Source organism: Streptomyces sp. NPDC126510 (assembly GCF_040302345.1).
Taxonomy (GTDB): Bacteria; Actinomycetota; Actinomycetes; order Streptomycetales; family Streptomycetaceae; genus Streptomyces.
In genome coordinates, this window is the sequence record NZ_JBEORR010000020.1 from 137,198 (window position 1) to 163,119 (window position 25,922).

The 25,922-nt window shown below is 72.7% G+C and carries 18 protein-coding genes and 1 pseudogene; 9 read left to right on the forward strand and 10 right to left on the reverse strand.

The annotated features are described in order from the left end of the window. Window positions 1-69 precede the first annotated feature (69 nt). Entirely contained in the window at window positions 70-393 is a 324-nt protein-coding gene (locus ABTX60_RS26880) for a hypothetical protein (protein WP_352099575.1), read from the reverse strand. A gap of 509 nt (window positions 394-902) precedes the next feature. On the opposite strand from ABTX60_RS26880, the gene cds1 reads away from it, so the two are divergent. After that, on the forward strand, window positions 903-2,027 hold the full coding sequence (cds1, locus tag ABTX60_RS26885; RefSeq protein ID WP_352099576.1) for an L-cysteine desulfhydrase Cds1: 1,125 nt from the start codon (window positions 903-905) through the stop codon (window positions 2,025-2,027). A gap of 83 nt (window positions 2,028-2,110) precedes the next feature. Here cds1 and ABTX60_RS26890 read toward each other — a convergent pair whose 3' ends face one another. Beyond that, window positions 2,111-2,941, reverse strand: coding sequence for a DeoR/GlpR family DNA-binding transcription regulator (locus tag ABTX60_RS26890; RefSeq protein ID WP_053668592.1), 831 nt, complete (start codon window positions 2,939-2,941; stop codon window positions 2,111-2,113). Between the two features lie 293 nt (window positions 2,942-3,234). Between ABTX60_RS26890 and ABTX60_RS26895 the strand changes: the two genes are divergently transcribed. Continuing rightward, entirely contained in the window at window positions 3,235-5,643 is a 2,409-nt protein-coding gene (locus ABTX60_RS26895) for a hypothetical protein (RefSeq protein WP_352099577.1), read from the forward strand. A gap of 8 nt (window positions 5,644-5,651) precedes the next feature. Here ABTX60_RS26895 and ABTX60_RS26900 read toward each other — a convergent pair whose 3' ends face one another. The 4 genes from ABTX60_RS26900 to ABTX60_RS26915 form a co-directional block, all read right to left on the reverse strand. After that, window positions 5,652-8,087 (reverse strand): right-handed parallel beta-helix repeat-containing protein, encoded by a 2,436-nt coding sequence (locus ABTX60_RS26900; RefSeq protein ID WP_352099578.1) that lies wholly within the window; start codon window positions 8,085-8,087, stop codon window positions 5,652-5,654. A gap of 230 nt (window positions 8,088-8,317) precedes the next feature. Continuing rightward, window positions 8,318-8,923 (reverse strand): Rv1733c family protein, encoded by a 606-nt coding sequence (locus tag ABTX60_RS26905; protein WP_352099579.1) that lies wholly within the window; start codon window positions 8,921-8,923, stop codon window positions 8,318-8,320. A gap of 165 nt (window positions 8,924-9,088) precedes the next feature. Next, window positions 9,089-9,916 carry an MOSC domain-containing protein gene (locus tag ABTX60_RS26910; RefSeq protein ID WP_352099580.1) on the reverse strand — a complete coding sequence of 276 codons (828 nt, stop codon included), beginning with the start codon at window positions 9,914-9,916 and terminating at the stop codon, window positions 9,089-9,091. Between the two features lie 44 nt (window positions 9,917-9,960). Next, on the reverse strand, window positions 9,961-10,389 hold the full coding sequence (locus ABTX60_RS26915) for a DUF6643 family protein (protein WP_351640038.1): 429 nt from the start codon (window positions 10,387-10,389) through the stop codon (window positions 9,961-9,963). 298 nt (window positions 10,390-10,687) lie between these two features. Between ABTX60_RS26915 and ABTX60_RS26920 the strand changes: the two genes are divergently transcribed. Beyond that, window positions 10,688-11,965, forward strand: a complete 1,278-nt coding sequence (locus ABTX60_RS26920; RefSeq protein WP_352099604.1) for a TerD family protein — start codon at window positions 10,688-10,690, stop codon at window positions 11,963-11,965. A gap of 15 nt (window positions 11,966-11,980) precedes the next feature. Here ABTX60_RS26920 and ABTX60_RS26925 read toward each other — a convergent pair whose 3' ends face one another. Next, on the reverse strand, window positions 11,981-13,171 hold the full coding sequence (locus ABTX60_RS26925) for a glycosyltransferase (RefSeq protein WP_502992402.1): 1,191 nt from the start codon (window positions 13,169-13,171) through the stop codon (window positions 11,981-11,983). Between the two features lie 39 nt (window positions 13,172-13,210). Between ABTX60_RS26925 and ABTX60_RS26930 the strand changes: the two genes are divergently transcribed. Both ABTX60_RS26930 and ABTX60_RS26935 read left to right on the forward strand, forming a co-directional pair. Continuing rightward, window positions 13,211-13,996, forward strand: coding sequence for a glutamate racemase (locus tag ABTX60_RS26930; protein WP_352099582.1), 786 nt, complete (start codon window positions 13,211-13,213; stop codon window positions 13,994-13,996). A gap of 117 nt (window positions 13,997-14,113) precedes the next feature. Then, complete coding sequence (locus tag ABTX60_RS26935) at window positions 14,114-14,671, forward strand: hypothetical protein (RefSeq protein ID WP_352099583.1); 558 nt, start codon at window positions 14,114-14,116, stop codon at window positions 14,669-14,671. A gap of 80 nt (window positions 14,672-14,751) precedes the next feature. Here ABTX60_RS26935 and ABTX60_RS26940 read toward each other — a convergent pair whose 3' ends face one another. Continuing rightward, window positions 14,752-15,825: an O-antigen ligase family protein gene (locus ABTX60_RS26940; protein WP_352099584.1), complete on the reverse strand. Its 1,074-nt coding sequence runs from the start codon at window positions 15,823-15,825 to the stop codon at window positions 14,752-14,754. Between the two features lie 217 nt (window positions 15,826-16,042). Between ABTX60_RS26940 and lnt the strand changes: the two genes are divergently transcribed. The 4 genes and pseudogenes from lnt (at window position 16,043) to ABTX60_RS26960 (ending at window position 21,042) form a co-directional block, all read left to right on the forward strand. Next, window positions 16,043-17,659: an apolipoprotein N-acyltransferase gene (gene lnt / locus ABTX60_RS26945; RefSeq protein ID WP_352099585.1), complete on the forward strand. Its 1,617-nt coding sequence runs from the start codon at window positions 16,043-16,045 to the stop codon at window positions 17,657-17,659. A 69-nt stretch (window positions 17,660-17,728) separates the two neighbouring features. Beyond that, window positions 17,729-18,207: pseudogene (locus ABTX60_RS26950) on the forward strand (NUDIX hydrolase). Window positions 18,208-18,261: 54 nt separating this feature from the next. Next, entirely contained in the window at window positions 18,262-19,062 is an 801-nt protein-coding gene (locus tag ABTX60_RS26955; protein WP_352099586.1) for a 3-hydroxybutyrate dehydrogenase, read from the forward strand. 75 nt (window positions 19,063-19,137) lie between these two features. After that, complete coding sequence (locus ABTX60_RS26960) at window positions 19,138-21,042, forward strand: helix-turn-helix domain-containing protein (RefSeq protein WP_352099587.1); 1,905 nt, start codon at window positions 19,138-19,140, stop codon at window positions 21,040-21,042. A gap of 46 nt (window positions 21,043-21,088) precedes the next feature. Here ABTX60_RS26960 and ABTX60_RS26965 read toward each other — a convergent pair whose 3' ends face one another. Next, window positions 21,089-22,492: an MFS transporter gene (locus ABTX60_RS26965; RefSeq protein ID WP_352099588.1), complete on the reverse strand. Its 1,404-nt coding sequence runs from the start codon at window positions 22,490-22,492 to the stop codon at window positions 21,089-21,091. A gap of 378 nt (window positions 22,493-22,870) precedes the next feature. Then, on the reverse strand, window positions 22,871-25,897 hold the full coding sequence (locus ABTX60_RS26970; RefSeq protein WP_352099589.1) for an aminotransferase class III-fold pyridoxal phosphate-dependent enzyme: 3,027 nt from the start codon (window positions 25,895-25,897) through the stop codon (window positions 22,871-22,873). Window positions 25,898-25,922 lie beyond the last annotated feature (25 nt).

A 25,922-nucleotide genomic window follows, 5' to 3' on the forward strand; every position in this document is an offset into this window, starting at 1 on the left:
GCCGGTAAACCCAGAGTGACGTGAGACCAGAGTGGCGCAGGGGGTGGGGTACCGCAACTCGCGGACATCTCAGTCGCCACGCCCCGCTGCCCTGCGCACGGCCTCGATGAAGCGCCGCGCGGCCGGCGGGCCCGGCTCTCCCGGCGCGGGGTCGTTCTCGCCCAGGGTGAGCAGGTACCGCTTGCCGTTGAGATCCGCCGTGGCCCGGTCATCGGGGCCGAACCAGGGCCTGGAGGCGCGCACCGCCTGCACCGGGGCGCTGTCGATCTCACTGCCGTAGCTGGTCAGGAGCTCGAGCCGGCCGTCGTTGATCCGGACCTGTCCGGCCCGGGTGAGCGAGCGCAGCCGCTTCCCGATCCGCACGCCCGTGGCCCTGAACTCCGGCTCTCCCATGCCACCCGCCCCCCTGGTGCGCGTCGGTGTACCGGATCGCTCCGCGCGATGCCCGGTACGGGCTCGTGTCCTGTTCCAGTGTGCCCCGTCCGCAGGGGGTGCTCCCCTCCGGCCGGTGCGTCGTGCCCGGTCAGGACCCCGGCCCGGCACCGCGACGCACCTCGCCGGCCGCGTCTCCCGGGGCGCGGTGCCCATGCCCCGGGAGCCTGCCGCGGAAGACGCGTCGTATCCCCGCGGTCACCCCGTCCGGGGCCTTGGTCCCGCCGTGCAGTCTGCCCCCTGCCCGGCGTCGAGCACCAGTGCCCGCGACCCCCTCGCCGGGGGGCGCCCGCAGCACGCTCGCGAACGCGCCCCCGGGACCACGCGCCCCCTTGCCCCGGCTCTGCTCCTGGGGGCGCTTTGGGGGGCTCAAAGGTGCGTTTATGCAGGTGAGAAGCGTGCACAAGGTGCTTATGATCGGAGGTGTCGGCCGCGCGACGCGTCGTCGGCGCGCAGCGTTAGGAGCCCCCGTGAGTACTTCCCAGCAGACCCGGACCGGCGTGACCTTCGACGTCGACCACAGCGACGCCGCCTACCGGACGTGGCTCAAAGAGGCCGTCCGCAGAGTCCAGGCCGACGCCAACCGCTCGGCCGACACCCATCTGCTCCAGTTCCCACTGCCGGAGCGGTGGGGCATCGACCTGTACCTGAAGGACGAGTCCACCCACCCCACCGGCAGCCTCAAGCACCGCCTCGCCCGTTCCCTCTTCCTCTACGGCCTCTGCAACGGCTGGATCCGGCCGGACCGGCCCGTCATCGAGGCCTCCAGCGGTTCGACGGCCGTCTCCGAGGCGTACTTCGCGAAGTTGATCGGCGTGCCCTTCATCGCCGTCATGCCGCGCACGACGAGTGCCGAGAAGATCCGCCTCATCGAGTTCCACTCCGGCCGATGTCACTTCGTGGACGACCCTCGCACGATGTACGCGGAGTCCGCCCGCCTCGCGGCCGAGACCGGCGGCCACTACATGGACCAGTTCACCTACGCCGAACGGGCCACGGACTGGCGCGGGAACAACAACATCGCCGAGTCCATCTTCCGCCAGCTGCGCCTGGAGCGTTTTCCCGAGCCGGCGTGGATCGTCGCCACGGCGGGCACCGGCGGTACCTCCGCGACCCTGGCGCGCTACGTCCACTACATGCAGTACGACACCCGCGTCTGCGTGGCCGACCCCGAGAACTCGTGCTTCTTCGAAGGCTGGACCGCCGGCGATCCGGACGTCACCTGTGACTGCGGCTCCCGTATCGAGGGCATCGGCCGGCCCCGGATGGAACCGAGCTTCGTGCCCGGCGCGATCGACCGGATGATGAAGGTGCCCGACGCGGCCAGTGTCGCCGCCGTCCGGGCCCTGGAGCGCGCCATCGGCCGCAAGGCCGGCGGTTCGACCGGCACCGGGCTGTGGAGCGCGCTGAAGATCGTCGCCGAGATGGTGTCCGCCGGCCGGCAGGGCAGCGTCGTGACCCTGCTGTGCGACCCGGGGGACCGGTACCTCGACAAGTACTACTCGGACGCCTGGCTGGCAGGCCAGGGACTGGACATCGAGCCGTACACGGCCGCGATCGACTCACTCCTGAAGACGGGAGTCTGGCCCGACTGAGCCCGGGACATCGGCCCAGCGGCCGCCGGGCCTCCCACCCGGGAGCGGGTGGCGCACCGCGCGCCACCTCGGCTGAAGGGCCGTCAGATGTCCTCGGCGTCCTCGGGCTCCCCGGCCACCACCAGCCGCCGCAGATGGTCCGCGACCACCCCGCGGGCCTCTTCCGGCAGGCCGGCGTCCGTCACGAGCGTGTCGACCCGCTCCAGCGCGGCGAACGAACTCAGGCCCACCTTGCCCCACTTGGTGTGGTCCGCGACCACGACCACGCGGCGGGCCGACTGCACGAGCCGCCGGTTCGTCTCGGCCTCCGCGAGGTTCGGCGTCGACAGGCCGGCCTCGACCGATATGCCGTGCACCCCGAGGAACAGCAGGTCGAAGTGGAGCGCCGCGATCGCCTGGTCGGCGACCGGCCCCACCAGCGAGTCGGAGGGCGTGCGCACCCCGCCCGTCAGCACGACCGTGGCCGCACCCTGCCGCGGGCCGGAGGTGCGCTGCGCCGCGTGGAACACATCCGCGACCCGCACCGAGTTGGTGACCACCGTGAGGTCCGGTACGTCCTGCAACTGGTGCGCCAGCGCGAACGTCGTCGTACCGCCCGACAGGGCGATCGCCGCGCCCGGCGCGACCAGCTTGGCCGCGGCGCGTGCGATGTCCTCCTTGGCGGTGAGCTCCAGACCGGACTTGGCCTCGAAGCCCGGTTCGTGCGTACTCGCCTCGACCACCGGGACCGCGCCGCCGTGCACTTTCTCCAGCACGCCCTGGCGGGCGAGCGCGTCGAGGTCGCGGCGGACCGTCATGTCCGACACGCCGAGCTTGCGGGTCAGCTCGTTGACCCGGACACCGCCCCGGCGGCGGACCTCGTCGAGGATCAGGGATCGCCGCTGCTCCGCGAGGAGGTTCTGATTCTCGCTCACGTACGCTCCGGTCCTTTCGCCTCAATGCCGTCGACACGCCCCGCGCATACCGGCTCTTACCAGGACATTCTTCCCGGCCGTGATGCGAGGACGCCCCATCCTCGCATGTCGAGGGGCGGACAGTGCCACCGACCGCTCGTCGCGCCCGTGCCACCCGCTCGCTCCTCTCCCGGCTCCGCTTCATCACAGATCGGGGAGATTCGGTGACAGGGGGTGTGCCGCGCCGCGGAAGTGGAGATCCTTGTGCCCGCACGGACAGAGCCGACGGCGTGTCACGGGGGAAGTGCGAATCAGTGGAACACGCGCAGGGGAAAGCGTCGACCGGCGGACCGGACGGTCCCGCCGCGGGGCGCGGCGAAAGCGGAACCGCCCTGGAGCTCCTGGTCCACGGCGTGGGCGGCACCACGCCGCAGGAAATGCTCAACGATCCGCGGACGGTGCGGATCACCGGCGACCACACCGCGGCCGTCTTCCGGCGCGCCGACGACGTCGACGCCGAGCACAGCCCCGGCGACCGCCGCCGCGACGGGCCGGTGCCCGAGGCCTACGTCTGGTGCAACCTCACCTCCGGCAACGGCACCCGAGCCCTGTGGCTGTTGCTGCTGCCGTTCATGGTCGTCAACCTGGCCCACTGGATGCGCCCCACAGCCCACGGCCGCCGCCGAACCGTACGGCTGTACGGCCTGCTGGTGCGGCTCGCGGGACTCACCCTGACAGTGCTGCTCGTCGCGGCGGCCTGCGAGGTCGCCCTCGACCTGGCGGCCTGGCAGTGCGCGGGCACCGCCGCGTGCGCCGACCGGCACTCCTGGCTGGGCTTCCTGTCCCCCACCGTCTCGGACGGCGGCTGGTGGAGCGCCCCCGGCCGCCGGCTCGCCCTCGCCGCCGCCGTGCCCACCGCCCTGACCGTCCTGCTGTGGTACCTGTCCCGGCGCACCTGGAGCGACTACGAGTCCCAGCAGCCCATCGAACGTGCCCCTGGGCCCGAAGCGGATGGCGGCCCGACCGCCCTCGGCCGGCCCGGGTTCTGGTACGGGCGCCGGCTGGTGGCCCGGCTGCGCGCCGCGCACACCGCCGCCGGCCTGATCACGGTCGCCGCCGCCGTCGGCAGCGCCGCCGCCCGCCACGACCGCCGCCCCGGCGGCCCCGCCGTGCTCGGCACCCTGGGGCTGATCCTGGAAGCGGCCCTCGTGCTCTGCGCGGTCGCCGTGGTGTGGGTGGTGTGCCGCCGCGGCCGCAGCGAGAGACGGCTGGACCGGAAACTCGACGAGGGGTTCGTACGACGCCTGCCGCTCGCCGCGCTCGTCCTGCTCGCCCTCGCCGTGGTGTACGCCGGGTGGGAGCGCCCGGGGTGGACGTCGGAGGGCCGGCTGCCGGGTGACACGACCTTCGGCGGGATCGCCCTGGTCCAGGGGCTGCTCGTGATCGTCCTCGGGATCGTCGCCCACGTCCTGCACCACACGGACCCCGACCGCCGTGCGGTGCTGCGGGGCCTGGGCGGGCCCGCGGTGGCGATGTTGGCCTGCGCGCTCGGCGGGGTGATGTCCGGCGGCGTCTCCCAGCGGGTGTCCGACTGGCTGGACGGCACCGGGGCGTCCATCCAGGGCCCGCCGGTGCTGCTGACCTGGCAGGCGTCCGTGATCCCGCCGCTGCTCGTCGTCCTGCTGGGGCTCTTCGGCTGGCTGGCCCACCGCGCCTGGCAGCTGGTCCGCGCCGAGCGCACCGCCGTGGCACTCGACTACCCGGACGAACACCAGGACCGCGCCCGCACCCGCCGTATCGCCTACACCCGTGCGATGGCCTCGCTCACCGACCGGGGACCCCGCGTCGTCGCCGTCACCTCCGGGGTCACCCTGCTGCTCGGCGCCGGAGCCCTCGTGGGCGCCCTGGCCACCGACGAGACCCCGGGCGAGGCCGCGCAGGGCACCTACCCCGTCCTCCACGGCGCCGCCGAGACCTCCCAGGCCCTCGGCTCCTGGCTGATCGGCCTCGGCTTCATACTCTTCGTCACCTGGGGCCGGCGCGCCTACAAGGACGCCGCGGCCCGCCGCACGATCGGCATCCTGTGGGACGTCGGCACCTTCTGGCCACGCGCCTCCCACCCCTTCGCCCCGCCCTGCTACGCCGAGCGAGCCGTGCCCGACCTGACCTGGCGGATGGCGACCTGGACCCGCGCCACCGGCGGGCGGCTGGTCATCTCCGGGCACTCGCAGGGCAGCGTCCTCGCCGCCGCCGCGGCCTGGCAACTCGCCCCGTCCGCCCGCAAGCGCGTCGCGCTCCTGACCTACGGCTCCCCTCTGGAGCGCCTCTACGGCCGCTGGTTCCCGGCCCACTTCGGGCCCGCCGCACTCAGCTCCCTGCACCGGGACGTCGACTGCTGGCGCAACCTCTACCGGCTCACCGACCCCATCGGCGGCCCGATGCACCTGCCCGGCGAGCGCGGTCCCCAGGTCGACCACGCCCCTCTGATGGACCCCCTCGCCTACGGCCGCACCGACCTGCTGCCGCTGCCGGCACCGATCCTCGGGCACTCCGACTACCAGGCGGACCCGGTGTTCGCCGAGGAGCGCCGCGCCCTGCTCGCCCGGCTGCGGCCCGAGGCGCCTTCGGAGCCCTCGGAGGTGCCGACGGAGCCTCCAGGGCGACGCTCGGAACATCCGGAGCTGCCTTCGCCACGCCACCAGCCCGAGCCGCCCGCTGCCTAGGCGGATCCTCAGAGCAGCTCGGGCAGATCCTCGGCGAAGAGCAGCGTCAGGTCGTCCTTGCTCGGCTCCGGGAGCTGGGCGACCCGGCTCGCATGCCGCTCGACCATCGCCTCGAACGTCTGCCGCGCGGTACGGCCGTTGCCGAACGCCGGGCCCTTGGGGAGCACCGTGAAGTACTCGCGCAAGGCCTCCGTGGCGCCCGGCGCGAGCCGGTACTCGTGCTCCTCGGCCTGCTGCTCCACGATCCGCAGCAGATCCTCGGGGCCGTAGTCGCTGAAGGTGATGGTTCGTGAGAAGCGGGACGCCACGCCCGGGTTGACCGACAGGAAGCGCTCCATCTCTGCCGTGTAGCCCGCGACGATCACCACGACCGCGTCCCGGTGGTCCTCCATCAGCTTCACCAGCGTGTCGATGGCCTCCTTGCCGAAGTCACGCCCCGCGTCCTCCGGGGACAGCGCGTACGCCTCGTCGATGAACAGCACGCCGCCGCGCGCCTTCTCGAAGGCCTCCTGGGTGCGGATCGCCGTCGAGCCGATGTGCTCGCCGACCAGGTCGACCCGGGACACCTCCACCAGGTGGCCCTTCTCCAGCACGCCGAGGGAGGCGAGGATCTCGCCGTAGAGCCGCGCGACGGTCGTCTTGCCGGTGCCGGGGGAGCCGGTGAAGACCAGATGCCGCTTGACCGAGGCCGCCTTCAGACCGGCCTGCTGACGGCGCCGGCCGACCTCGATCATGTCGGTCAGGGCGCGCACCTCGCGCTTGACGCTCTCCAGGCCCACCAGCGCGTCCAGTTCACCGAGGACGTCCTTGGAGGTCCGGGCCGGCTGCTCGGGCTCGGCGACCGGCGCCGGAGGCTCAGGTTCGGTGCGCGGCCCCGGGAGCGCGCCCAGCAGGCCGGAGGAGTGGCTCACCGTCTGCACGGCCGTCTCCCGCGCCGCGGGCGTCCGCAGCCCCGCGCTCTCGTCGCTCGTGCAGTCCTCGACGAGCGGGCCCGCCCCGGACGCCCCGTCGGCGCCGCTGTCCGCGAACTCGTAACCCCCGCGCGCGCACCGCTCCGTGCGGCACTTCCGCAGCGTCGTGCGGCTGCCGTCGATGACGTGGAAGCCGTAGCCGCCGCTGCCCGTCACCCGGCAGTTGAGGAAGCTTCCCCGGCCGCCGGCCGAGACATAGACACCGGCTTCCGCGGGGGAGTCGATCGTGCAGCGCTCCACGGTGGGGTCGGCGCCCTTGGTGACGATCACGCCGGTCTGGGTGCCGTCCACCGTGCAGCCGCTGAGCGTGCCGCCGCTGCCGTGGTCGCGGAACCAGGCGCCCGTCGCCGCGTCCCGGATCCGGCAGTCGTCGAGCTGCGCGGTCGCGCCGTCGCTCACCGACACGGCCGTGTTGCGCACCTGCGACAGGTCGGTGTCGACGACGTCGGCACGCGAACCGCGGTCGAGGACGAACAGCGCGTCCGGCACGTCGTGCACCCGGCAGGAGTCCAGTACGGCGGTGGCGCCGTCGCTGACCCACACCGCCGGGTAGTCGCCCGTGCTGTCGAAGATCTCGCACTGGTTGGCGTCCACGCGTGTGCCCGGGTCCCACACCGACAGGCCGTTGCGCCCGAACTGCCGCACGGTGGTGCGGGTCAGGGTGAGAACGGAACGGGAACGCAGGTCGACCGCGTTCTCCGGGATGTCGTGGATACGGCAGTCGGCGAGGGTCAGCACCGCGTCGGTGTCGAGTGTGACCCCGTCGGATGTCGTGCGGTGCACATCGCAGTCGGTGAGGTGCGCGGTGGCCCGGCCGGTGATCTGCACCCCGCTGCCCCGGACTTCGTACACCTCGCAGCCCACGGCCTCCAGCGCCGAGTTCTCCCCGGTCGCCGACAGGCCGGCGCCCGAGGTGTGATGCACCCGGCAGCGCTCCAGGCGCGGGTGGGCGCCGCCGCGCACCGCCACTCCCGCCTGTCCGGCCGCGACGACCTCGCACTCTTCGAACACCCCGCCCGCGCCGTCGACCACGGCGATGCCGATGCCCGCCGGGTTGTCCACCGCGCAGCGCCGCACCGTGGGCCGGGCGCTGCCGCGCACCTCGATCCCGGCCGCCGACCGCGTCACGACCCGCACGTCCCGCAGCTCCGGGGTGCCCTCCTCCACCAGCACGGCGGGGGCGGCCGCGTCCTGGCCCTCCACGTGCAGGTCCTGCACCACCGCAGAGGCACGCACGGTCAGCGGCACGCCGTCCACGGGCGCGATCCGCACCGAGCCGGGGGAGCCCTCGGGGCCGCGCAGTGTCACCGCGCGCTGCAGGACGAGGTTCTCCCGGTAGGTGCCGGGCGCGACGGTGAGGACGTCTCCGTCGGCCGCGGCCTCCAGGGCGGCGGCGAGCGATGCGTACTCACCCGTGCGGCGCCGCCACCGCGACGTGCCGGTGTGCGTCACCTGGACCGTGCCCTGTGCCATGGTGTAGCCGTGCCCCCACCTCGGTCGTACTGATGGCTCGTCCGCCCTCGGGGCGTTCCGGCCGGGGCCGTGACCGCGACCGAGCCCGGCCCTTCGGGGCCCTGGGCGCGTACGCGGCATCGACACCGGCGCGTCCCTGAGGCTCGCTCGCGCGCGGGTTGTGCCGAACGGTTCGGCCGGACCACCGTAGCGTGCGCGCGGGTGGTGGGTTGACCAGAGCCGGAAGGCCGTCAGCTGCCGGTGCCCGTCCTGCCCCAGTCCGGGCCCGCCCTGTCCCATGCCTGGTCCCAACGGGCGTACCGGCGGCGGGCCATGCGCCAGACGATCAGCCGCCTGCAGCCCTCGATGAGACCGCCCGTCGCCAGGGCCGTGCCGACGCCGGCGAGGAGCGCGTGCGTCGAGGCGGTCGCGGAATCCAGCGGGCGGGGCACCATCCGGCCGTGCCGGTCGGTCCATATCCGGAACCTGTCGCCCTGCTGCGGGTCCTTGAGGCCCGCCAGGACGGGGCCCTGGTGCGCGGTGCCGTCCGGCGCGGTCCAGTCGGCGAGGACGCGGTTGCGCAGATCCCGGCCCGACGAGGTCTCGGGGTCGGAGTCCAGCGGGGAGCGGTCCAGCTTGCGGACCACGGTGGCGGTCACCAGATGCCGCGCGTCGTGCTGCGCGCGCACCGAGCGCTGCAGCGCGTCCTGAGCCGACCCCCCGACGAGCGAGCCGGCCACCGGCGCGACCAGCAGGATCAACAGCAGGGCGGCCAGCGCCACCCAGGCCTCGGCCAGGTCGGTCGCGCGGCAGAGTGGATTGCGCCGCCAGCGCCAGAGTCCGCTGATCGCTCGCACCGCCTGCACCCCCCTTCCCGCTCCGTGATACTCCCCGGCGGAGCCGTCCCACGCACGGACCCGGCGAAGAGAGAGCGAAATCACCTCTCCCGGGGCCTCTCACGAATTTCTCACACAAGCCCGAACGCCCAGGCGCGCGGCACGGTTCCCGCTCCGACCGAAGAGCTATTCGAGGATCGTGAGCGGGTCCCCGACCCGGATCGTGCCGCGGGACAGCGGCACCAGGTTCTGGCCGAAGACCAGCTTGCCGTCGAGCCGGCGGTGCCGTCCCAGGCTGAACAGGGGCTCGTGGCCGCGCTCGCCGGTGTCCTGGTCGGTGGTGGTCACCACGCACCGGCCGCAGGTCTTGGCCACGCGGAACGGCACGTCCCCGATGGCGAGGAGCGACCAGTCGTCCTCGGCCCACGCGGGGGTGCCCGTGACGACCACGTTCGGCCGGAAGCGGTTCATGGGCAGCGGGCCCTCGCCCGCGTGATCGCCTTGCGCGATGAGGGAGTTGAGGGCGTCGAGCGAGGCTGTCGTGGTGAGCAGCAGCGGAAAGCCGTCGGCGAAGGAGACGGTCTCACCGGGCCGCGCGTACTCCGGGGCGAGGGGTCTGCGCGTGGCCGGCTCGTCCAGGTGCGCCAGGCGCACCTCGATGCCGAGGTGGGAACCGAACCAGGCGTGCGCGGCCTCGTCCTCGGCCGGGACCGCCTCGACCTTGTCGCGGAAGATCTCCACCGGCACGGTGACCGAGGACCGGGGTACGGGCACGGTCAGCGGCGGCATGCCCGGCGCGGACAGGCGGACGCCGCCACCGGGCAGCGGCTCGGCGGCGGCGAGCGCGAGTCGCGGCTGCCGGCGTTGTGTGACGACCTTTCCCCCGTCGTCGATCAGCACCCAGCGCCGGTCTCCGGCCAGCCCCCAGGGCTCCACGTCGGCCTGCCGGGGCGCCAGGCCCCGGACCGCCTTGACCGGATGGACGTGAATCGAGTGCAGGTGAGCGTTCCCCATGGGGCCATCGTGCCAGCCGGCACCGACAGCCCCCCGAGTCCGGCTCAGTACCCGCGGTACTGCTGGCTGTTGTACGGATCCTGATAGGGAGCCGGGGCCGGCCGGGGAGCCGCGGGGCGCATCGCCTCGTAGCCCGCGGGGGCCGCCGGACGAGGCTGTTGCGGCTGGGGGCCGGGGTAGCCGCGCGGAGCGGTGGCCTGCTGCGGGATGTACGCCGCGGGCGCCTGCTGCAGCGGGGCGGGCTGCTGCGCCTGCGGATAGCCGTAGGCGGGCTGGGAAGGGGCTGCCGGAAGGGCGGGCAGCGCCGACGGGAGGGCGGGCAGGTTGCTGCCCGGCATGTCGTACTGGGCGGGCACCCGGATCGGGGCGATCTGCGGGGTGCCCCGCTCGGCGACGAGCCTGTCGTAGATCGGGGTGTCCGGGAAGGAGGCGGAGTAGTAGCCGCCGCCATAGGTGGAGCGGGGGGAGGTCATGGCACATAAGTTAAGCCAACGATGTGCTCGTTGGGGAGACCGATAAGAGGGTTGTTTTCCGTGTCCGCAGTGACCCGGTATCCCCAATGCGAGCGAACTCGCCAAAAAGGGGCGGCGATCGACGCCTTGATCGTGTAAAGGCCGAGTTCCGGGCGGGTTACCGGGGGTCGGCCGCCGGCCTCCGTGGCGGTCGCGCCGGGGACTTCGCCGGGGTGAGCAATTAGGTTGTGCGCACGAAACTCGATGGACGGCCGGGACGGGCCCGGCGCGGCGACACGCAATGGGGGCGGACATGCAAATGCTGAAAGGTTCAAATACTCCTGTGCCGACGGCCGCGTTGCGGGTGGAATTGGGATGGCGTGCCGGAGCGGGCGTGCCCGACTCCGACGCCTCCGCTCTGCTGCTGGTGAGCGGTAAGGTCCGCTCCGACGCGGACTTCGTCTTCTACAATCAGCCCGCGCACTCCTCCGGCGCGATCCGGCACGAGGGCAAGCGCACCACCGAGGGCCGGGTCACCGACACGCTCCTCGTCGACCTCGCGCGCGTGGAACCCGCCATCGAGACCGTCGTCCTCGCCGCATCGGCCGACGGCGGCACCTTCGGGCAGGTCCCCGGCCTGTACATCGAGGTCCAGGACGCCGTCCAGGGCACGCCGGTGGCCCGTTTCGACAACCCGGGCGCCACCACCGAAACCGCTTTCGTGCTGGGCGAGTTCTACCGTCGCCAGGGCGCCTGGAAGTTCCGCGCCGTGGGCCAGGGCTACAGCAGCGGCCTCGAGGGGCTGGCCACCGACTACGGCATCACGGTGGACGAACCGCAGCGGGCGGCACCGGCCCCCGCCGCGGCGCCGCCGGCAACCGCGCCGCCCACCGCGTATGCGCCTCCGTCCATGCCGCAGCCCGCTGCGCCGCCCCCGCCCGCCGCGCCGCCCACGCCCGTCCGCCTCACCAAGGTGACGCTCACCAAGGCGGCCCCGTCCGTCTCCCTCACCAAGCAGGGAGGCACCTCCGGAGCGCTGCACGTGAACCTCAACTGGGAGGTGCGCAAGCAGTTCTCGGGGTGGAGCGGCAAGTTCGGGCGCCCGACCGCGATGCACTCCGACCTCGACCTCGACCTGTGCGCGCTGTACGAACTCACCGACGGCAGCAAGGGCGTCGTCCAGGCCCTCGGCAACAGCTTCGGAGCGATGCACCGGCCGCCGTACATCCACCTCGACGGTGACGACCGCACCGGTGCCGTGTCGAGCGGTGAGAACCTCACCGTCAACCTCGACCACAAGAACGCCTTCCGGCGCATCCTCGTCTTCGTCACCATCTACGAAGGAGCCCGTTCCTTCGCCGATCTGCATGCCTCGGTCACGCTCCGGCCGCAGCACGGGGCGCCGATCGAGTTCTCCCTCGACGAGTGCACGGTTCCCTCGCTCGTGTGCGCACTGGCTTTGATCACCAACACCGGAGGCGACCTGGTCGTCCGGCGCGAGGCGCGCTACCTGGTGCCCGAGCGCGGGGTGAGTCCGCAGCGGACCGTCGACCACGCCTACGGCTGGGGCATGAACTGGACCCCTGGCCGGAAATGACCCCTCCGGCGGCCGTCAGCCCTCGTCGGGCAGGGCGTCCGGGCGCGCATAGGTGCGGCCCTTCCAGGCCGCACCCCGTCCCCGGTAGTGCTGCACCGCGGAGTCGACGGTCATGAGGAGATAGAGGAACGCCGTGAAGGGCAGCAGGGGAGCGAGCCACAGCGGCTGCCGGTAGAAGCGGAGCATCGGGACGTACGTCCCCGCCATGACGAGCCACGCCAGACCGCCGAGGACCGCGGCGGGCGTGCTGCCGGCGGCGAGGCCGGTCAGGAGCGCCACGGGCGGGACCAGGTACACCAGCGCCAGCCCGGCGACCGTCCCGGCGAGCAGCAGGGGGCTGTGCCGCAGCTGGGCGTACGCGCTGCGCGAGACCATGCGCCACAGGTCGTGCAGACGCGGATACGGCCGCACGCTGTCCACCCGCTCGGCGAGCCCGAGCCAGACGCGACCGCCGCCGCGCTTGACGGCCCGGGCGAGCGCCACGTCGTCGATCACGGCGTGCCGGATCGCGTCCGGGATCTGTGCCCGCTCAGCGGTCTCCGCCCGCAGCAGGACGCAGCCCCCGGCCGCGGCCGCCGTCCGGCCCGCCGCGGCGACCCGGCGGAAGGGGTAGAGCTGCGCGAAGAAGTAGACGAACGCCGGCACGACGAACCGTTCCCAAACGCTCTCCACCCGCAGCCGGGCCATCTGGGAGACGACGTCGTATCCACCGCAACGGGCCGCCGCCACCAGATCCCGCAGACTGGTCGGAGCGTGTGCGATGTCGGCGTCCGTGAGGAGGAGGTACTCGGGACCCCGCGCGCGTGCCAGCCCGATGCCGTGGCGCACCGCCCACAGCTTGCCGGTCCAGCCCGCCGGAGGCTCGCCCGGCGACCCCACCGTCAGCGGCAGCCCACCGTGCCGGCGTGCCAGCTCGCGCGCCAGATCACCGGTACCGTCCGAGCTGCCGTCGTCGACGAGGAAGATCTCCGCCCGTCCCGGATAGTCCTGCAGGAGCAGCGACGGCAGCGCGGCGGGCAGCACGGCCGCCTCGTCGCGGGCGGGGACGACGACGCACACGGACGGCCACACATCCGGCTCCGGGCGCGGCGGCAGTCGCACATCGGTGCGCCAGAAGAAGCCCTGACAGAGCAGCAGCCACAACCAGGCGAGGAGTGATCCAGCGGCGGTCCACACAACGGCGCTCACGGGCGCAGTCTGCCCCACCGGCGCTGCTCCGGACGGCTCATCGTCTATCGTGATCGGGTGAAGATCGCGCTCATGGATTCCGGAATCGGTCTGCTGGCGGCCACCGCCGCGGTGCGACGGCTGCGCCCCGACGCCGATCTCGTGCTCTCCCTGGACCCCGACGGCATGCCGTGGGGCCCGCGCACCGTCGAGGACCTGACCGGACGCGCCCTGGCCGTCGCCGAAGCCGCCGCGGCGCGCCGCCCCGAGGCCCTGATCGTCGGCTGCAACACCGCGACCGTGCACGCGCTGACCGCCTTGCGCGCCCGCTTCGAACCGGAGCTTCCGGTCATCGGCACCGTCCCCGCGATCAAACCGGCCGCGGCCGGCGGCGGTCACCTGGCCATCTGGGCCACCCCGGCCACCACGGGCAGCCCCTACCAGCAGAATCTGATCAGTGAATTCGCCGGTGGCGTGCCCGTCACCGAGGTGCCCTGCTGGGGCCTCGCCGAGGCCGTGGAACACGCCGACGAGGCGGCGATCGACGGGGCCGTCGCCGCGGCCGCCGCCCTCACCCCGGACGAGGTGACCACCGTCGTCCTCGGCTGCACCCACTACGAACTGGTCGCCGAGCGCATCAGGGCCGCCGTCCAGCGCCCCGGCCGCCCGCCCCTCGTGCTGCACGGCTCCGCCGGGGCCGTGGCCGCCCAAGCCCTGCGCCGCCTCGGCCGGCAGCCCGCTCCGGGAGCCACCCCGCCCGGCACGCTCACCGTGCTGCTCAGCGGACGCGAGGGGACGTTGCCCGCCCCCGCCCTGGCCTACGCCGAAGGCCGTCTGCTGCAGGCGGCGACGCCCGCCCGCTGACCGGAGAACCGGCCACCGACGGTCACCGGCGAAACCGGATCGGTGCCACGCCCGCCCGGCGTAGTCACGCTCCGCCACGAGGTACCAGCCCAGCGAAATCTGAGTACCCTCAAAGACATGAGGGACCACCGCCACGGCGAGAACGCCCCCCACCACTCGCACACGGACGTCTGGACCGGCCGTGCCACGAACCGGGTGCAGTGGCTGCTGGCGCTCGTGGGCGCCGCCTGCATGGCGCTCGGCATCGAGCTGGCCGTCGACTCCGCGTGGACGTCCGGCATCGCCCCGCTGGTCATGGCCGTCGTCGGGTGCATCGCCGCCGGGCTGCTGGTCCTCTTCGGAACGCTCGCCTTCGTGCACGTCGCGCTGCGGGTCGACGAGGAGCACCTCGAGGTGCGCTGCGGCCACATCGGTGTGCCCCGCCGCCGTATCCCGCTCTCCAGCGTGGTCGGCGCCACGTACATCTCCCACGTCACCCCCCGCCACTGGGGCGGCTGGGGTTACCGGTGGCGGCCCGAGAAGGGCACCGCGGTGGTCGTACGACGCGGCGAGGGCGTCGAGCTCGAACTGTGGGACGGGCACACCTTCACGATCACCGTGGACGACGCGGAGGCCGCCGTACGGGTGATCGAGGCACGACTGCGGCCCACCAAGCCGGGCGCTCCCGCGCGCTGAACCGCAGCCCGACGGCACTCGTCACCGGCTGTGATCATCGGAGGGTGACGCACACCGCGTCGAACGCCGGCTGTCCGCGGTCACCGCGCCGGGGCGCGACCGGCTCCACGCGTCGGGCCTCGCGCCGTACGGCTCGACGATTCGTCGGCGAGGGGGCGCGCCGTGGCCATGCCCGCCAGCAGGCCCGCTCCGACGGACACCGCCGTGAAGCTCAGCGCGTTGCCGACGGCGGCGATCGCGGCGAGTGCCGTCAGGGCCGCACCCGCGGTGAGCGCCACCGGGGTCGGCCGCGGACCGCGCCACAGGGCGTACAGGACCCAGCCGAACACGGCCGCGAGCAGGGCCACGCCGACGATCCCCTGCTCCGCCGCCTGCTGCAGGGGCGCCGAGTGGGGCTTGTCGTCGGACAGCAGGGACCGGGCGGACGTCGTGCTCAGTTCGCCGAAGCGGCCCGGCCCGGCCCCCAGCAGGGCGTCGTCGCCCAGCAGCTGCCATGCGTCCTGCCACAGCCGCACGCGGTGCGGCGTCAGCCGCCCCTCCAGAGCCGCCACGAAGCCCCCCGGTACGGTCCGCGCGGCAACCGCCCAGACCAGACCGGTGACCAGGGCGGCGACCGCGGCCAGTAGGGCCGTACCGGCGCCGCGGTGACGGGTGCGGCCGGCGGCCAGCGAGCACAGCAGTACCGCCAGACAGGTCGCGAAGCCGCTGGTGGAACCGAGCACGACCGCCAGCACCGCGGTCCCGGCGGCCAGCAGACGCAGGGCGAACCGGACGGCTGGTACCGGCGTGGCCCAGGCCGCGCAGCACGCGGCACCGGCCGACAGGGTCAGTACGGCGGCGGTGGCCCCCGCATGTCCCAGGGGCGCGGCGATCTGCGGGCCGGGCGCGAGGTGGGGGACGGCAACCGTCAGCGCGATGCCGGACAGTGCCCCGGCGAAGGGCGCACCGACGGGCAGCAGCGCCCCGCTGATCCGTCCGGCGGCGTACCCGGCGGCCACGGCCAGCACCGCCAGGAGAACCCCCTCCGGCCTGCCGTCGTGCACGGCCGCCGTGACCAGGGACCAGGTGGCGCAGGCACCCAGCACCACGACACCGGCCGCGTCGGAAACGATTCGTCTCTCGCCGTCCGCGTCCGACCCGGACGCGGACGTCATCCCGCTGGAACCCACCCCGCCCGCCCCCCGGCGCACCGTCGCCCCCGACTTGTGAAGACCCCCCGCCGTCACGAGCCGCCACGGGCCGCACGACTGAGGCTGGGCACACCGTAACGGCTGGTGGACGGTTTGAGGATGTGTCGTGCCGAAATGAACGGGGAGTCCCCGGTGCAGACCGCGCTGTCGGCTCCCAGGTCACGCGTCTTACACTCCGGGAGTGACCGTCACCGCAACCTCCGTCGGCGAGTCGGACCAGCTGGAGCCGCGGATCGCGCCCGGGGCGCGGACGTGGGCCCAGCGGCTCGTCCGTCTCGCTCCGGCCGCCGCAGCCGCGCTCTCCGGCCTGCTCCTCTACGTCTCCTTCCCGCCCCGCACGCTGTGGTGGCTGGCGCTGCCGGCGTTCGCCGTCTTCGGCTGGGTGCTGCGCGGCCGCGGCTGGAAGCCGGCACTCGGACTGGGTTACCTCTTCGGCCTCGGCTTCCTGCTGCCGCTGCTGGTGTGGACCGGAGTGGAGGTGGGGCCGGGTCCCTGGCTCGCCCTGGTGGCGATCGAGGCCCTGTTCGTCGCCGCGGTCGGCGCGGGTGTCGCGGCCGTGTCCAAGCTCCCCGGCCGGCCGGTGTGGGCGGCGGCCGTGTGGATCGCCGGCGAGGCGGCACGCGCGCGCGTGCCCTTCCACGGCTTTCCCTGGGGCAAGGTCGCCTTCGGGCAGGCGGACGGGGTGTTCCTGCCGCTCGCCGCGGTGGGCGGCACCCCCGTGCTCGGCTTCGCGGTCGTCCTGTGCGGCTTCGGACTGTTCGAGGTCGTCCGGCTGGCCGTGCGATGGCGGCGGACCGGTCAGGTACGGCGTGCCGCGGCGGCCGTGGGCCTGCTGAGCCTGGCCGTCCCGGTCGTGGGCGCCGTCGCGGCCCGGCCGCTCGTGAGCGACGCGGCAGAGGACGGCACCGCCACCGTCGCGGTGATCCAGGGCAACGTGCCGCGCGCCGGCCTCGACTTCAACTCCCAGCGCCGGGCCGTACTCGACTACCACGTGCGCGAGACGGAGCGACTGGCCGCCGAGGTCCGGGCCGGCAAGGTCGCGCGGCCCGACTTCGTCCTCTGGCCGGAGAACTCCTCCGACATCGATCCCTTCGCCAACCCCGACGCCCGCGCCGTCATCGACGCCGCCGCGAAGTCCATCGGCGTGCCCATCTCGGTGGGCGGTGTCGTCGAGCGGGACGGCAAGCTGTACAACGAGCAGATCCTCTGGGACCCGGCCAAGGGCCCCGTCGACACCTACGACAAGCGCCAGATCCAGCCGTTCGGCGAGTACCTGCCGCTGCGCTCGCTCATCGGCGCGATCAACAAGAACTGGACGGCGATGGTCCGCCAGGACTTCAGCCGGGGTACCGAGCCGGGCGTGTTCACCATGGACGGCGCCAAGGTCGGCCTGGTCACCTGCTACGAGGCCGCCTTCGACTGGACGGTGCGCTCCGAGGTCACCGACGGCGCCCAGATGATCTCCGTGCCCAGCAACAACGCCACCTTCGACCGCAGCGAGATGACCTACCAGCAGCTCGCCATGTCCCGGGTGCGCGCGGTCGAACACAGCCGGACCGTGACGGTACCGGTGACCAGCGGTGTCAGTGCGATCATCATGCCGGACGGCAGGATCACCCAGAAGACAGGCATGTTCGTGGCCGACTCCCTGGTGCAGAAGGTGCCGCTGCGCTCCTCGCAGACCCCCGCCACGCGGCTCGGCATCCTGCCGGAGATCGCCCTCGTCCTGGTCGCGGCCGGCGGCCTCGGATGGGCCGTCGGCGCCGGGCTGCGCGGGCGACGCGCCGGTGACGTGTGACCGTACGCCCGGCGCGCGCCGTTTGAATCGCGCCGGGGCGCCATGAGCGGCCCGTTCAGGGGCGATCGCATGGCTGCTCCCGACTTCAACCGCACTCTTCGGGCCTCGGCCGTCACCGGCTGCTGTGGCTCCCCGGTGTCACCGCCCTCGTCCTCGACGACGAGGGCAGGGTGCTGCTCAGCCGCCGCGCCGACACCCGCGAGTGGCCCGTGCTGGGCGGCATCCCCGACCCCGGGGAACAGCCCACCGCCTGCGCGGTGCGCGAGGTCCACGAGGAGACGGCCGTACGCTGCGTCGCCGAACGGGTCGTCCTCGTCCAGGCCCGGGAGCCCGTCCCGTACGAGAACGGCGACATCTGCCAGTACACGGACATCACCTTCCGCTGCCGGGCTGTCGGCGGCGAGGCGCGTGTCAACGACGACGAGTCGCCGGGCGGCGCCTGGTTCGACGTCGACGCCCTGCCCGAGCTGAACGAGTTCGGCCTGCACCGGATCAAACAGGCCCTGTCGGACGCCCCCACATGGTTCGACCCCACTGCCTCCGGCTGAACTATGGGGCGTGACCACATGGGGTGGGGGCTTGGCGCTGCCTAGGGTCGCACCATGACCGCGCCCCGGGCCCATCCGGCTCCCCACGCATCCCCGCTCGACCTGGGCGGCCGCACCGCGCTCGTCACCGGCGCAGCCGGTGGCATCGGCCGTGCCTGCGCGCTGCGGCTCGCCGCCGCCGGGGCCAAGGTGAGAGCCGTCGACCGCGACGCGGCGGGCCTGGAGGCACTGGCCGAGCAGGGGCGCGGCCTCGCAGGCACGGTGGAGCCGCACGTCCTCGACCTCACCGACCTGGACGCCGCCGAACTCGCCGCCGCGGGCACCGACGTCCTCGTCAACAACGCGGGACTCCAACTGGTGCGCCCCATCGAGGAGTTCCCGCCCGAGGTCTTCCACACGGTGCTCACCGTGATGCTGGAGGCACCTTTCCGGCTCATCCGCGGGGCCCTGCCTCACATGTACGGGCAGGGATGGGGCCGCGTGGTGAACGTGTCCTCCGTGCACGGGCTGCGCGCCTCGGCGTACAAGTCGGCTTATGTGGCGGCCAAACACGGGCTGGAGGGACTGTCCAAGACCACCGCCCTCGAAGGAGCGCCCCACGGTGTCACCTCGAACTGTGTGAACCCCGCCTATGTGCGCACCCCCCTGGTCGAGAAGCAGCTCGCCGACCAGGCCCAGGCACACGGTATCCCCGAGGAACGCGTCCTGTCCGAGGTGCTGCTGCAGGACAGTGCCGTCAAACGGCTCATCGAGCCGAAGGAGGTCGCCGAGGCGGTGGCCTATCTGTGCAGCCCGCAGGCGTCTTTCGTGACCGGTGCCTCACTCGTGCTCGACGGTGGCTGGACCGCCCACTGAGCGGCCGGTCCGCTCGGCCCGGGGAGTTGTCCACAGGGCTGACAGGGCGGCCCGGACATGGTGAATCCTGTGACCATGTCCAGCGATCACGTGCAGTCCGCCGAAATGCCGTTCCTCGAGCTCCTGGCCCGGGGCGCGTCGGCCGACGCCTATGAGCAGCCGGAGCTGCTCGCGCGTGCCGAAGGGCGCCCGGCGGAGTGGATCGCCGCGCTCCGGCAGGCCAAGCCGCTCGCCCTGCGCGTCCGCGCCGAGCTGGAGGGACGACGCCGGCGCGAGGCGGAGCTGTCGGCACTGTTCGAGACCGCCCACGACCTCGCCGGGTTGCGCGACCTCGACGCCGTGCTCCAGGCGATCGTGCAGCGCGCCCGTTCGCTGCTGGGCACGGACGTCGCCTACCTCAGCCTGAACGACACGGAACGCGGCGACACCTACATGCGGGTCACCGAGGGCTCGGTCGCGGCCCGGTTCCAGCAGCTGCGGCTCGGCATGGGGGAGGGGCTCGGCGGCCTGGTCGCACAGACGGCGCGCCCCTATGTCACCGACGACTACTTCAAGGACGACCGTTTCCAGCACACCCTCACCATCGACGCGGGCGTGCGGGACGAAGGGCTGGTGGCCATCCTCGGGGTGCCCCTGACGCTCGGGCACCACGTCATCGGCGTGCTGTTCGCCGCGGACCGCCGCGCCCGGGTCTTCGAGCGCGAGCAGATCGCCCTGCTGGGCTCCTTCGCCGCCCTCGCCGCGGCCGCCATCGACACCGCCAACCTGCTCGCCGAGACCCGGTCGGCCCTCGCCGGCCTGGAGCGGGCGAACGAGATCATCCGGGACCGCAGCGGCGTCATCGAGCGAGCCTCCGACGTGCACGACCGGCTCGCCGAACTCGTCCTGCGCGGCGGCGGGGTGCACGACGTGGCCGCCGCGGTCTCCGAAATCCTCGACGGTACGGTCGAGTTCGCCGAGGCCGCCGCCGCACCCGCAGAGGCCCTGGAGAAGTCCGGCGCCCAGGGCCACGCGGTGCTGCACGAGGACGACTGGATCGCCGCCGTCGCCGCCGGCGGTGAAGTGCTCGGCGCCCTGGTGCTGCGCGGGCACCCCGGGCTCGACCCCGTCGACCAGCGCACCCTGGAGCGTGCCGCCATGGTCACCTCCCTGCTGCTCCTGGCCCGCAGATCCGCCGCCGAGGCCGAACAGCGCGTGCGCGGCGAACTGCTCGACGATTTGCTCGACGCCCGCGACCGTGACCCGCGCCTGCTGCGGGAGCGCGCGGCCCGGCTCCACGCCGACCTCGACGCCCGCCACGTGGTGCTGACCGCGCGACGGGAGGGCGACACGACCGATGCCGACCAGGAGGCGGACTCCCGCAGGCGTCTGGCGGCGGCGGCGTCCCACCTGGCCGCGACCCGGCACGGCCTGGCGGCCGCACGTGACGGGGGCACCGTCCTGCTGCTGCCCCTCGGTCCCGGCGACACCGCGACCGATCTGGCCCGCCGCGCTGCCCGGCACCTGGGCACAGCGGTCCACGCACCGGTCACCGTCGGTGCCTCCGCCCCCGCCGAGGACTTCGCCACCCGCCCCGAGAGGGTGACCACGGCGTACGCGGAGGCCCGCCGCTGCCTCGAAGCCCTGCGCGTCCTCGGCCGCCGCGGGGACGGGGCGGCCGCCGAGGACTTCGGTTTCCTGGGACTGCTCCTGGCCGGCGACGGGGACATCCCGGGCTTCGTCGACCGCACCATCGGCGAGGTCGTCGCCTACGACAAGCGACGCGGCACGGAACTGCTGCGCACCCTCGACGCGTACTTCACCTGCGGCATGAGCCCGGCGCGCACCAAGGACGAACTGCACGTCCACGTGAACACGGTCGCCCAGCGCCTGGAGCGCGTCGGGCGCCTCCTCGGCGACGACTGGCAGAGCCCGGCCCGGGCCCTGGAGATCCAGCTCGCGCTGCGCCTGCACCGCTTGTCGGCGCCGGCACCGCACTGACCCCCGTACGCGGGGCGTACGGGGGCCGGAGGGCGCAGGTTCCCGGTCAGGAGGTGCGGACGTCCTCCGCGGCCGCGCCCTTCCGGTCCGATCCTCGGTCGGCGGGAAGCACGGCGCCGGCGTCGGCGTCAGCCAGGTCCCGGTGCCGTGTCTCCTCGGCCGCCGCGACCGCGACGACCGTGAGCACGGCGGCGGCGATGACGTACAGGGCGATCGGTGTGGAACTGCCGTAGTCGGACAGCAGCGCGGTGGCGATGAGCGGTGCGGGCGCACCCGCCGCGACCGAGGCGAACTGCGCGCCGATCGAGGCACCGGAGTAGCGCATCCGCGTCGCGAACATCTCGGAGAAGAAAGCGGCCTGGGGCGCGTACATGGCCCCGTGCAGAACCAGCCCGACGGTGACGGCGAGGATCAGGTTGCCGAAGCCACTGGTGTCGATCAGTGAGAAGAACGGGAACATCCACAGCCCGACGCCGACCGCACCGATCAGATACACGGGCCGGCGGCCGATCCGGTCGGACAGCGCGCCCCACGCCGGGATGACCGCGAAGTGCACGGCCGAGGCGATCAGTACCGCGTTCAGCGCGGTCTGCTTGGAGACGCCGGCCGAGGTGGTGGCGTAGACGAGGATGAAGGCGGTGATGACGTAGTAGCTGATGTTCTCCGCCATGCGCGCCCCCATCGCGACCAGGACGTCACGCCAGTGGTGCCGCAGCACGGAGACGATCGGCAGCTTCTCGGCATCCGCCGCCGCGTCCGCCTTGCGGGCCTCGGCCTGCGCCAACGCCTGCTTGAAGACAGGCGATTCATCGACAGACAGACGAATCCACAAACCGACGATCACCAGCACCCCGGAGAGCAGGAACGGCACCCGCCACCCCCAGCTGCCGAACGCGGCGTCCGACAACAGGGCCGTGAGCAGCGAGAGCACACCGGTGGCGAGGAGTTGTCCCGCCGGCGCGCCGGTCTGCGGCCACGACGCCCAGAACCCACGACGCCGAGCGTCTCCGTGCTCCGACACCAGCAGTACGGCACCGCCCCACTCACCGCCGAGCGCGAACCCCTGGACCAGCCGGAGCACGGTGAGCAGCACCGGCGCGGCCGTCCCGATGGAGGCGTGCGTCGGCAGCAGCCCGATCGCGAAGGTCGCACCGCCCATCAGCAGCAGACTCAGCACCAGCAGCTTCTTGCGCCCGAGCCGGTCGCCGTAGTGCCCGAACACCAGCGCGCCCAGCGGCCGGGCGGCGAACCCGACCGCGTACGTCAGGAACGACAGCAGAGTGCCGACGAGCGGGTCGGAGTCCGGGAAGAACAGCTTGTTGAACACGAGCGCGGCGGCGGAGCCATAGAGGAAGAAGTCGTACCACTCGATGGTGGTGCCGATGAGGCTGGCGGCGACGATGCGTTTGAGGCTGGCGGGGGGTGGGGGAGCGGTGGTTGCTGAGGCCATGTGCGCCACTTCCTCGTGTGCGGTGGGGACGGGTGGTGTTCGCACACCGTAGGAAGGTGCAGTTCAGGGGCACATGTGGTGGGGCAACATAGTTCGGGGAGCGCCTATGCGTGCGGCCACCATGCTGGCTCGTTCAGACACCGGGCGCCCGGCGTCGACGGGACGCCCGGGCCGGCTTGACCTGTGCACCACCCGCACAACAACGCGGTCCGACTCACGCCGACCTGGACGCCATCGCCCTCGCGCATACCGCGTTCCCCTGGCGGAGAGCTCGGAGAGAGCCGTCGCGTGCTCCACGATGAGCGGGCTCGCCACTCCACGGCATGGCGGGCGAGACCTTGAAGCCCTGGCCGGAGAAGCCGGCCCGCACGGCACTTCTCAGGACTGAACGGCCGAGCGCAGCTCGGGCAGGGACAGGACCTCGTCCAGCACGTCGACGTAGAGATCCACGTGCTCGCGGCGGAAGGTCATGGGCGGTTTGATCTTCAGTACGTTGTCGTACACGCCATTGGGGAAGACGATGACGCCTCGCTCCTTCATGAGTTCGGTGACCATGAAGGCCTGCTCCGTGGCCGGCATCTTGGTGGTGCGGTTGCGGACCAGTTCGACGCCGAGGTAGAGCCCTTCCGCCCGCACGTCACCGATGAGCGGTTGGCGCTGCTGGAGCTCGCGCAGCGACTGGGCGAAGTACCCGCCCACGCTCACGGCGTTCTCCCTCAGCCCATCCTGCTCGACGATGTCCAGCACGGCCTCACCGATCGCGCAGGAGACCGGGTTGCCGCCGAAGGTGTTGAAGTACTTCATGCCGGTGTCGAACGCGTCGGCGATCTCGCGAGTCGTGACCACCGCCGCGAGAGGATGCCCGTTCCCGAGCGGCTTGCCCATCGTGACGATGTCCGGCACCACCCCCTGGAGCTCGAACCCCCACCAGGGCCCGAGTCGTCCGACGCCGACCTGGACCTCGTCGGAGATGCACAGGGCGCCCGCCCGCCTGGCAGCGGTGAACACGCCATCGAGGTAGCCGTCGGGGAACACGATGTTCCCACCCGATCCCATCAGGGACTCGGCGATGAAGGCGGCCGGGGATCGGCCGTCGGCCGTGATCCGCTCGATGACGGCCGCGGCGTCGCGCGCGTATCTGACTCCGGCGTCCGCGTCGTCGTACCCGTAGGTGCTGCGGTAGCGGTCCGGGATGACGACCTCGTGGGTGGTCGCGGGTGCGCCGGCGCCGCCGGGCCCCTTGTAACGGTTCGGGCTGATCCCGGTCACCACGCCGGTGTTTCCGTGGTACGCGCCGTCGATGTTGACGATGTGCTGACGACCTGTCACCTGGCGGGCGATCCGCAGCGCCAGGTCGTTTGCCTCGCTGCCGGTGCACACGAGGAAGACGACCTCGAGCGGGTCGGGCAGGGTGGCTACCAGCTTCTGCACGTAACTGGCGATCTGCGGGTAGACGAAACGGCTGTTGGTGTTGAGCTTGCGCATCTGTCGGGTGGCGGCGGCCGTCACGCGTGGCTCGGCATGGCCGACGTGGGTGACGTTGTTCAGCGAGTCCAGATAGGCCAGGCCGTCCTCGTCGTGGAACCACACGTCCCGCCCACGCACAAGGTTCATCGGGGTGCGGTAGTAGTTGCGCTGGGAGCGAGCGATGTGGCGACGGCGCACTGAGACGACGTCGTCAATGGTCGGGGCCGCGGAGGAGGACTCGGTGAACCCCAGGAGCCGGGCCGGGTCGGGTGACAGGTGGCTCCAGACCTGCCGTGCGGAAGGCGGCACGACACGAGGGGGCGGCCACGTGGCCATCCGCGCGGTGCGGTGGACCTGTACCTGGACGCAGGACCCGAGCGGGTCCGTCTCCTCGCTCGCGCCGGCGCGTCCCAACGGGGCACCGGCCGGGACCGTCTCCCCAACGGGCGGCGTGTCGTCGAGTCCCCACCAGCACGTCCAGAACTCCTGCCCTTCGACCGCATGTCGCAGTACCAACGGCATCCCGGCGCCGCCGCGGGCCTCGACGACGCCGGGCAGCGGGCTGGAGACCTCCTCGGCGTCGGCCACGATCAGCGAGCCGCCGACCTGAACCGTCGCGGGCTCGTCGGCTCCCGGGCGGCGGCGGCCCCCCAGGAGCAGCGATGCGCTGAGGTGGGGCACGTAACCCCGTCGCCGTCGTCCGTCGAGGACGTCGTCGATGCTCGCGCGCACCGTCCTCGCGTCGTGCCAGTCGACTTCGTCGTAGAGGTCACTTGCCGGTCGCAGGTCGAGCAGCCGTGGGGCCTGTGCGCGCGGGGCACCGTCTCGGGCCGCCTCTGCCAAGACCTCTTCCAAATTCCGCTGCTCCCGCGTCGGGGGGAGCCCGCACGCGACCCGGAACGTCGCCTCGGCGACATCGGGGCAGACTTCGGCCACCTGCGCGATCGCGGGCCATGTGTGTTGCATGCGGGTCCGCCCGTACGGCGTGTCGCTCTCGGCGACCCGGCGCGTCCACGTCACGGCGTTCATGCACAGCCGGGCGGCGGCCAACGGATGGACAGCCGCCAGTTCCTCAGCCGTGAGGGGGAGCACCGAGTGGAAGCCTGCCACGACTTCGGCCGCCGCAGCGAGCGGGTCGGCCTTGCGGAGCATGGCGTAGCCCGCCGCGATCGCCACCTCCACCGCGCGCACACCGTAGAGCGAGTCACCCACGTCGACGATGCCCGAGATCCGCAGCGTCCCGTCCTCGTCGGCGTCGGCCAGGACATTGGCGTCATTGAGATCCTGGTGTACGACGCTCCGCGGCAGCCGGTCCCATGCCGGCAGGAGATCGTCGTACCAGCCCATGATCGTGCGCACCCACTCCCGCCGGTCCGCGTCCTGGACAGCGTGCAGCGACGCCTCGACGATCTCAGCGGCCCGGCGCATGTCCCAGTCGTGCGGTTCCAGGCCCACCGGTGGCTCCACGCTGGAGAGTCCGAGGCTCAGCCGCCCAGCGGCTTCTCCCAGCCGACGCAGAAGCGCCGCCGGGTGGTCGTCGAATTCCGCCAGGACCCGGCCCTCGACCCAGCTCATCACGCGGACCACGTGCGTTCGGCCCTCGTGGACGACGGTGGCGAGGAACGTCCCCTCCCGTGTCGGGACCAGCCGTGGCACCGGAAGGTCGGGAACGGTGGAGGCCAGATGCTGGAGGAGCGAGTTCTGCCAGAGAACGTCGGCCGAGTCCGGCTCCGCGCGGGTGACCCGTACGAAGTAGCGCATACCGTCATCGCCGGTGATCCGGACGTTCTGGTCGACCTCCCCTCCCAGGGGGTGCTGGACATGTCCCTCGAGTCCGAAGGACTGCCGCAGCACGTGATCGAGGAGTGGGCCCGGCAATTGGCCGGTGTGACCGGGGACGGTCGTTCCGTCCTGGCCGGTGGTGGTCACTGAGGTCATCGGTGCGTTCTCTCTCTCGTCGTCA

What these genes read in the sequence shown, in the direction of transcription:
- ABTX60_RS26910 (WP_352099580.1), bottom strand. Translation starts at nt 9,916, where the DNA reads ATGGGGAACGCTCACCTGCACTCGATTCACGTCCATCCGGTCAAGGCG.
- ABTX60_RS26960 (WP_352099587.1), top strand. Translation starts at nt 19,138, where the DNA reads ATGTCCAGCGATCACGTGCAGTCCGCCGAAATGCCGTTCCTCGAGCTC.
- ABTX60_RS26900 (WP_352099578.1), bottom strand. Translation starts at nt 8,087, where the DNA reads ATGGCACAGGGCACGGTCCAGGTGACGCACACCGGCACGTCGCGGTGG.
- ABTX60_RS26965 (WP_352099588.1), bottom strand. Translation starts at nt 22,492, where the DNA reads ATGGCCTCAGCAACCACCGCTCCCCCACCCCCCGCCAGCCTCAAACGC.
- ABTX60_RS26880 (WP_352099575.1), bottom strand. Translation starts at nt 393, where the DNA reads ATGGGAGAGCCGGAGTTCAGGGCCACGGGCGTGCGGATCGGGAAGCGG.
- ABTX60_RS26915 (WP_351640038.1), bottom strand. Translation starts at nt 10,389, where the DNA reads ATGACCTCCCCCCGCTCCACCTATGGCGGCGGCTACTACTCCGCCTCC.
- ABTX60_RS26940 (WP_352099584.1), bottom strand. Translation starts at nt 15,825, where the DNA reads ATGACGTCCGCGTCCGGGTCGGACGCGGACGGCGAGAGACGAATCGTT.
- ABTX60_RS26955 (WP_352099586.1), top strand. Translation starts at nt 18,262, where the DNA reads ATGACCGCGCCCCGGGCCCATCCGGCTCCCCACGCATCCCCGCTCGAC.
- ABTX60_RS26920 (WP_352099604.1), top strand. Translation starts at nt 10,688, where the DNA reads ATGCTGAAAGGTTCAAATACTCCTGTGCCGACGGCCGCGTTGCGGGTG.
- ABTX60_RS26935 (WP_352099583.1), top strand. Translation starts at nt 14,114, where the DNA reads ATGAGGGACCACCGCCACGGCGAGAACGCCCCCCACCACTCGCACACG.
- ABTX60_RS26970 (WP_352099589.1), bottom strand. Translation starts at nt 25,897, where the DNA reads ATGACCTCAGTGACCACCACCGGCCAGGACGGAACGACCGTCCCCGGT.